At 70.6% G+C, this 6,515-nt stretch carries 7 protein-coding genes; 1 reads left to right on the forward strand and 6 read right to left on the reverse strand.

Features of this window, described 5'->3' with window-relative positions:
- Positions 1-64: 64 nt before the first annotated feature.
- The 5 genes from MKL20_RS09005 to MKL20_RS09025 all read right to left on the reverse strand — a co-directional run bounded on the left by MKL20_RS09005 (position 65) and on the right by MKL20_RS09025 (position 5,608).
- Positions 65-796, reverse strand: coding sequence for a DUF1796 family putative cysteine peptidase (locus tag MKL20_RS09005; RefSeq protein ID WP_244036393.1), 732 nt, complete (start codon positions 794-796; stop codon positions 65-67).
- A 115-nt stretch (positions 797-911) separates the two neighbouring features.
- Positions 912-1,874 carry an acetyl-CoA carboxylase carboxyltransferase subunit alpha gene (locus MKL20_RS09010; protein ID WP_243966627.1) on the reverse strand — a complete coding sequence of 321 codons (963 nt, stop codon included), beginning with the start codon at positions 1,872-1,874 and terminating at the stop codon, positions 912-914.
- Positions 1,875-2,354: 480 nt separating this feature from the next.
- Positions 2,355-3,560 (reverse strand): DUF2252 family protein, encoded by a 1,206-nt coding sequence (locus MKL20_RS09015; protein ID WP_244036394.1) that lies wholly within the window; start codon positions 3,558-3,560, stop codon positions 2,355-2,357.
- 224 nt (positions 3,561-3,784) lie between these two features.
- On the reverse strand, positions 3,785-5,158 hold the full coding sequence (locus MKL20_RS09020; protein WP_244036395.1) for a PleD family two-component system response regulator: 1,374 nt from the start codon (positions 5,156-5,158) through the stop codon (positions 3,785-3,787).
- 78 nt (positions 5,159-5,236) lie between these two features.
- Positions 5,237-5,608 carry a response regulator gene (locus MKL20_RS09025; RefSeq protein WP_007560977.1) on the reverse strand — a complete coding sequence of 124 codons (372 nt, stop codon included), beginning with the start codon at positions 5,606-5,608 and terminating at the stop codon, positions 5,237-5,239.
- 80 nt (positions 5,609-5,688) lie between these two features.
- Here MKL20_RS09025 and MKL20_RS09030 point away from each other — a divergent pair, with 80 nt between their 5' ends.
- Positions 5,689-5,985 carry a DUF3572 domain-containing protein gene (locus tag MKL20_RS09030; protein WP_147856771.1) on the forward strand — a complete coding sequence of 99 codons (297 nt, stop codon included), beginning with the start codon at positions 5,689-5,691 and terminating at the stop codon, positions 5,983-5,985.
- A gap of 333 nt (positions 5,986-6,318) precedes the next feature.
- Here the strand turns inward: MKL20_RS09030 and MKL20_RS09035 are convergent.
- The coding region (locus tag MKL20_RS09035; protein WP_244036396.1) for an EipB family protein at positions 6,319-6,515 on the reverse strand (197 nt) is incomplete at its 5' end.

Raw genomic sequence — 6,515 nt, forward strand, 5'->3', positions numbered from 1 at the left:
CAGGATGAGGGGGGAGGTTGGGAATGAGGGGGTGGGGAAGATCGACGGCCCTGCGATTGCCGCCTCAGCCGAACACCACCGGCCGCCGCGCCGCCTCGGTGCGGATGATCTCCACGAGCTGCGCGTCCTCGGCCGGGTCGGCGAGGCGCAGGCCGACCGGGGTCGAGCGGGTCTGGATCGTCAGCCAGCGTAAGGTGGGACGGAGGTCCGCGGCCTCGACGACCGCCACCCCGGGATGCTCCGGCTGGAGCTGCAGGAAGGTCAGGTGGTTGCGGCTGGCACGCGCGCCGAGCAGGTCGTCGATCGCCTCGACCGTCTCCCGGGGCGTGTGCAGATGGGTCATCATCCACAGCCGGTTCTTAGTGCCGGGGGTGTCGAGGGCGACGCGCAGGCGGCGCACGCCCTCGGTCAGGAAGGCGTAATCCGCCTCGCTCGCCGCCGGGTCGTGATGATTGAACACGCATTCGAGCCCGTGCCGCTCCCGGTAGAGCCGGTGCCGGCCGCGCCAGATGTCGGGGCCGCGCCGCTCGGCTTCCGGGATGCTCTCAAGCTGGCCCCGGTCGGTGAGCGCGGAAAAATTGTCGTCCAGGCAGTCCCGGACCATGCCGGGCATGGTAAAAATCCAGTCGAGCGGGCCGGACCAGTGGCGCAGGTCCAGGGTCTTGAGCACGTGCGCCATCTGGCAATTGCAGCCCAGCGAAACGTGGTTGTGCCCGCCCGGCTCGCGCGCGTCGCGACGACCCAGCAGGCGCCCCAGGGCGCCCAGCAGGCCGCCGGTCGCGCCGGGAGAAGTCATACGGTTCGCCCTTGCGGCTGACGCCTCCAGGGCGGTCCGCCGCACCTGCGGCGACGCGCGTTCGCGCTTGCCGACGGCCGAACGCCTCGAACGTCAAAAGTTTCGGCCGTCGGACTCACAGGGTCCGGCCGATGGCGAGGAACTTTTCCGCCCGGCGGTCGCGGATCTCCACGGGGCTCAGGCCGTCGAACTGGGCGAGCGCATCGGCGACGGCGTCGCCCGTGCCGCGGATCGCCGCCTCGCGGTCGCGATGCGCGCCGCCGGTGGCCTCCGGGATGATGCCGTCGATGACGCCGAGCCGCAGCAGGTCCTGGGCGGTGATCTTCATGGCGGTGGCGGCCTCGTGGGCGCGGCCCTGGTCGCGCCACAGGATCGAGGCGGCGCCCTCGGGGGAGATCACCCCGTAGATCGCGTGCTCCAGCATCAGCACCCGGTTGGCGGTGGCGAGCGCGATGGCGCCGCCCGAGCCGCCCTCCCCGATCACCACGGCGACGTTGGGCACGCCGAGCGCCAGGCACGCCTCGGTGGAGCGGGCGATGGCCTCGGCCTGGCCGCGCTCCTCGGCCTCGATGCCCGGATAGGCGCCGGCGGTATCGACGAAGGCGATCACCGGCAGGCCGAACCGGTCGGCGGTCTCCATCAGCCGGACCGCCTTGCGGTAGCCCTCGGGCCGGGCCATCCCGAAATTGTGGCGCAGGCGCGCCTCGGTGGTGGCGCCCTTCTCCTGGCCGAGCACCAGGACCGGGCGCCCGCGGAAGCGGCCGAAGCCGCCCAGGATCGCCTCGTCCTCGCCGAAGGTGCGGTCGCCGGCGAGCGGCGTGAACTCGGAGATCAGCCCGGCGCAGTAATCCACGAAATGCGGGCGCTGCGGGTGGCGGGCGACCTGGGTCTTCTGCCAGGGCGTGAGGCTCGCGTAGATCTCGGCGAGCGCCTGGCCGGCCTTGGCCTCGAGCCGGCCGACCTCTTCGGAGATCGAGACGGCGCCGTCGCGCTCGCCGACCGCGCGCAATTCCTCGAGCTTGGCCTCCAGCTCGGCAACCGGCTTCTCGAAGTCGAGGTAGGTGCGCGTCACCGCCATCGTGTCACAGGTCTTCCCGGGTTCGCCGCTCCGGAAGCGGCGGGCGCGAGGTGTTGGCGATGGCGGGGGTGGTGTCAACCGGCGCCGGGTTCGAGCAGCCGTGCGCGGGGGCTTCGGGGGCGGGATTTTTTGGGGTGCGGTGGTGGGGGTGGGAGTGAGGTAGAGGCGCATGTGGTCTCGTGAGGGGCGCAGGCATTTCCCCAGACCGGCCCATGCAAGGCGCGACAGGCTCCCTCTCCCGTGCGGGAGAGGGTTGGGGTGAGGGAACGGTCCTTTCCGGAGAGGTCGCATCCCTCACCCTGTCCCTCTCCCGCACGGGAGAGGGGACCTGCGCCTCATGCGGTTGAAGAGGGGTGAGTCCGGCAGCCCGCTTGGGGAGTGACGCGCGTCGCGCCTCGCAAGAGGCGGTTTGTGAGCAACGCGCCCTATTGTTCTTTTCCGCCGCGGCTTGGTGCGGTCGGGCCGCCCAATCCCAAAAAATCAGGCCGCCAGATCCTCCCGGGCGATGCGGCGGCAATGTTCCAGGTAGCCGCGCTGGTGCGCGCCCATCAGGTCGGTGACGGCGGACCAGAGCCAGCCGGGGGTGTCGGCGCCCTGCCCCGGTGCGCGGACGGTGTCGCTCCAGGCTTGGCGATCGGCCGCGCTCATCTGGCGGCCGTGGGCGCGGCCCAGGATGGCGGCGAGGTGGCCCGAGACCCGCACCGCCTCGCCCCGGGAAAACTGCTCGGCGTCGATCTTGAGATCCTGCGGCATCAGCTCGCGGACCGTGACCGGGGTGCCCTGGAAATGGGTGGCGACCATCCGGTCGCCGAGATTCGGCGACAGGGCGCGGGCGCCGGCCACGACGCGGGCGGCTGCATCCGCGGGCATGTCGGCTCCGGCGGCCGGCGGGGCGAGGTACGGCACCGCCTCCTTGACGTCGAGGAGCGCGAGGTGCGGGCGGGCGCCGCCGGAAATCTCCACGAGGCCGGCATAGCGCAGGCGGCCGAGCGAGCTGCAGCCCTTGATCCAGTAGGCGGCATCGAGCAGCCGGATCGTCGTCCCGGCCTCGGCGCCGCCGAGCGCCAGGACCAGCCGGTGCACGTCCGGGTCACGGCTCAGCGCCTCGAACGCCTCCTGCTCGGCCGGGTCGAGGTCGAAGAACCGGTCGCCCCGCGGCAGGCGGGCGTCCTTGCCCTTCAGCCGCTCCCGGGACAAGTGGCGCCAGCGCCGGCCGAGCGCCCGGCGGCGGGTTGTGGCGACGATCTCGGATTCGGCGATGTCCCGCTCGGCCTCCTCGGGATCGAGGATCCCGTCGGCGTAGCCCACCGCCATGGCGTCCATCATCCGGGCGGTGACGATGCCCGGTAGGGTCGCGTTGAGGGCGGCGGTGACCAGGGACAGGGCCAGCCGGACGAGGTCGAAGGCCGGGTTCGCGATGAGGGTCTGGTCGAGGTCGCGGATCTGGATGTCGATCCGCCCGTCGGGGCCGGCCACCGCGCCGAGATTGCCGAGATGCGCGTCGCCGCAGATCCAGACCGGCGGCCCCTCCGGCAGGGATCCCGCCGGCATGGCGTCGATCAGCTCGTAGAATCGCGCGGTGCTGCCCCGGACATAGGCGTGCGGCGAGGAGGCGATCTTGCACAGGCGGCGCTGCTCCAGCACGCTCGCCGCGCGCCCCGACCGGGCCGGCACCTGCATATCCATCCGCGTCGTCCGATCCTCTGCCGCGGCCCTGTCCGACAGGGCCGCGGAACGATGTCGGGTGCCAGGTTAGAATTTCATCCTTAAGCTCGGGTGAGCGTTTTGACGCAGCGCGATGGTGGGCTCCGTCATCGCGAGCGCAGCGAAGCGACCCAGCGATTCGCTACGATCGAGGATTGCGTGCTGCCCTGGGTTGCTTCGCTGCGCTCGCAATGACGGGTGGGCCTTCAAGCCGCCTGCTGCTCGACCCGGTTCCGGCCGGCGGCCTTGGCCCGGTACAGGGCGATGTCGGCGCGCTTGAGCATGTCGCCCGGGCCGGTATCCTCCGGGTGGCGGATGGCGACGCCGATCGAGACCGTCACCGGGATCGTCCGGGTGGCGCGCTGGACCGAGAACGGCAGCGCCTCGACCTTCTCGCGGATGCGCTCGGCGATGGCCCGGGCCTCGGCCAAACCGGCTTCCGGCAGGACTACCACGATCTCCTCGCCGCCGTAGCGGGCGACGATGTCCACCGGCCGCGTGTGCTGGCGGACCCGCTCTGCGAAGGTGCGCAGCACCTCGTCGCCGGCCTCGTGGCCGTAGCTGTCGTTGATCGCCTTGAACAGGTCGATGTCGAGGATCAGGGCGGCCAGCCCCGGGCGCCGGGCGGTCTCGTCGGCAAACAGCGCGCCGAGATGGTTGTCGAGGTAGCGCCGGTTGTGCAGGCCGGTGAGCGCGTCCGTGATGGCGAGCTGCAGGGAAGCCTGCATGGCGCCCCGCAGGGCCTCCGTGAAGCGCTTGCGCTTCACCTGGGTGCGGACCCGGGCCATCAGCTCGTTGCGGTCGACCGGGCGCATCAGGAAGTCGTGGACGCCGAAATCGAGGCCGCGCACCACCCGGCCGCGATCGTGCTCCTCGGCCAGCATGATCAGCGGCATCGCCCGGGTGGCGTCCTGCGAGCGGAGCTGGCTGCACAGGCGCAACCCGTCGAACCCGTCGAGGTCGAGGCTCACCAGGGCGAGGTCGAACCCGCCCTCGGCGGCCAGGCGCATCGCGGCCTGCGGGTCGGGCTCGATCGTGACCGCATGGTGCTGGCGCAGCGCCCCGGCCATGCGCTCGGCCGAGCCGGGCCGGTCCTCGACCAGCAGGATCCGGGCGTCGAGGCCGGTCTCGGCGGTGGCGAGCGCCAGGGGATCGCCGATGCCGAACTCGCGCGAGGCCAGCGCCCGCTGGCGCAACTCGTCGGTGACCGCCTTGAGGCGCACGAGGCTGCGCACCCGGCTGAACAGGGCGGTGTCGTCCACCGGCTTGGTGAGGAAGTCGTCGGCGCCGGCATCGAGGCCGCGCAGGCGGTCCGAGGGCTGGTCGAGGGCCGTGACCATCACCACCGGGATGTGCGCGGTGACCGGGTTGTTCTTGAGGTAGCGGCAGACCTCGAACCCGTCCATGCCGGGCATCATCACGTCGAGCAGGACCAGGTCGCACAGGCCCTTCTCGCAGATCGCGATCGCGTCCGGGCCGTTCATGGCCGCGACCGTGTCGAAATATTCGAGCCCGAGCTTCGTCTCCAGAAGCTTCACGTTCGGGAACAGGTCGTCGACGATCAGGACGCGGGCCGACATGGTTCCTCGCTGACGCGCGGTTTCTCGGTCCCGCCCGGGCGGACGGTCAGGCGCCGCTAACGGCGCGCCGCGCTGGCGTCACCGGGGCTCAAGATACGCGCGAACCGTTGCCAAAAACTTCGCGACGGAGATCGGCTTCGACAGATAGGCCTCGCAGCCGCCCTCGCGGATCCGCTCCTCGTCGCCCTTCATGGCGAAGGCCGTGATCGCGATGACCGGAATGCTCTTGAGGTCGTCGTCCTCCTTGAGCCATTTGGTCACCTCGAGGCCGGAGACCTCGGGGAGCTGGATGTCCATGAGGATCAGGTCCGGATGGTGCGCGCGGGCCAGCTCGATCGCCTCGATGCCGTGGGCGGTCTTCAGGGTCGCGTAGCCGTTCGCCTCCAAGAGGTCGTTGAACAGCTTCATGTTCAGCTCGTTATCCTCGACGATCAGCACCGTCTTTTTCATGATCCGATGTCCCGGTGCGCGCCGATCATGATTAGCGGGCCGTGAAGCCCCTTAGTGACCTTTGTAGCGATCACATGTTGATGAATGGCAAACCTCTTCAAGGGGCCGAATCTGCAGAACGGCTCGCCCTGGACGTTCTGCTGTGGATCGTCGCGGAGGATGACCGCCTCCTGCCCTTCCTGGCGGCGAGCGGCCTGAGCGCCGACACCTTGCGCGAAAGCGCCCAGGAACCGGCCTTCCTGGCGGGCGTCCTCGACCACGTGATGGGCGACGAGGGTGTGCTCGTGGCCTGTGCCGGGGCGCTGGAGATCAAGCCGGAGCGGATTGCCGCAGCCTGGCGCACGCTGTCGCCGCAGCCGGAGGATGATTGGGCGTGAGGCGTCGGTTTGCCGCGTCCTGGGTTGAGCAGCGGACGGGCTTTCGACGGGGCGGCAATCGGATCATCCCGGTGCCGCCGCTGCTGCACACCCGCGATCGGCGCGCAAGAACACGGTGCCGAACCGGGCGCTGGTCCCCTCTCCCGTGCGGGAGAGGGACAGGGTGAGGGGTGCGACTTCTCCGGACAAACCTGGTCCCTCACCCCAACCCTCTCCCGCACGGGAGAGGGGGCCTGTCGCGCCTGTCCACAATCGGCCCTTTGAACATCGCGGGCTCAGCGCGGAACTACGTGCGCCCCGGCCATCGGCTTCCCAGGCAACGCGGCTTCACCCTCACGGCGTGCAGCCCTTCTCGCCCTCCTTGGCGGCCGCCCGGCCGGCCTGATTGTCGATGTCGAGGGCCGTCATGTCGCCCAGGATGGCGAACTCGCCGTAATCGAGCTTGAGCGCGCCGCTGACCCCGTTCTCGTAGAGATCGAAGCCGAGGGTGTAGATCGGCGTCCGCTCGCCCACCCCGGGCGTGTAGTAGC

The sequence above is a fragment of the Methylobacterium sp. E-066 genome (assembly GCF_022829635.1).
Lineage (GTDB): Bacteria > Pseudomonadota > Alphaproteobacteria > Rhizobiales > Beijerinckiaceae > Methylobacterium.

Coding starts and splice junctions, on each gene's coding strand:
- MKL20_RS09010 (WP_243966627.1), bottom strand. CDS start 1,874: ATGGCGGTGACGCGCACCTACCTCGACTTCGAGAAGCCGGTTGCCGAG.
- MKL20_RS09015 (WP_244036394.1), bottom strand. CDS start 3,560: ATGGATATGCAGGTGCCGGCCCGGTCGGGGCGCGCGGCGAGCGTGCTG.
- MKL20_RS09030 (WP_147856771.1), top strand. CDS start 5,689: ATGAATGGCAAACCTCTTCAAGGGGCCGAATCTGCAGAACGGCTCGCC.
- MKL20_RS09005 (WP_244036393.1), bottom strand. CDS start 796: ATGACTTCTCCCGGCGCGACCGGCGGCCTGCTGGGCGCCCTGGGGCGC.
- MKL20_RS09020 (WP_244036395.1), bottom strand. CDS start 5,158: ATGTCGGCCCGCGTCCTGATCGTCGACGACCTGTTCCCGAACGTGAAG.
- MKL20_RS09025 (WP_007560977.1), bottom strand. CDS start 5,608: ATGAAAAAGACGGTGCTGATCGTCGAGGATAACGAGCTGAACATGAAG.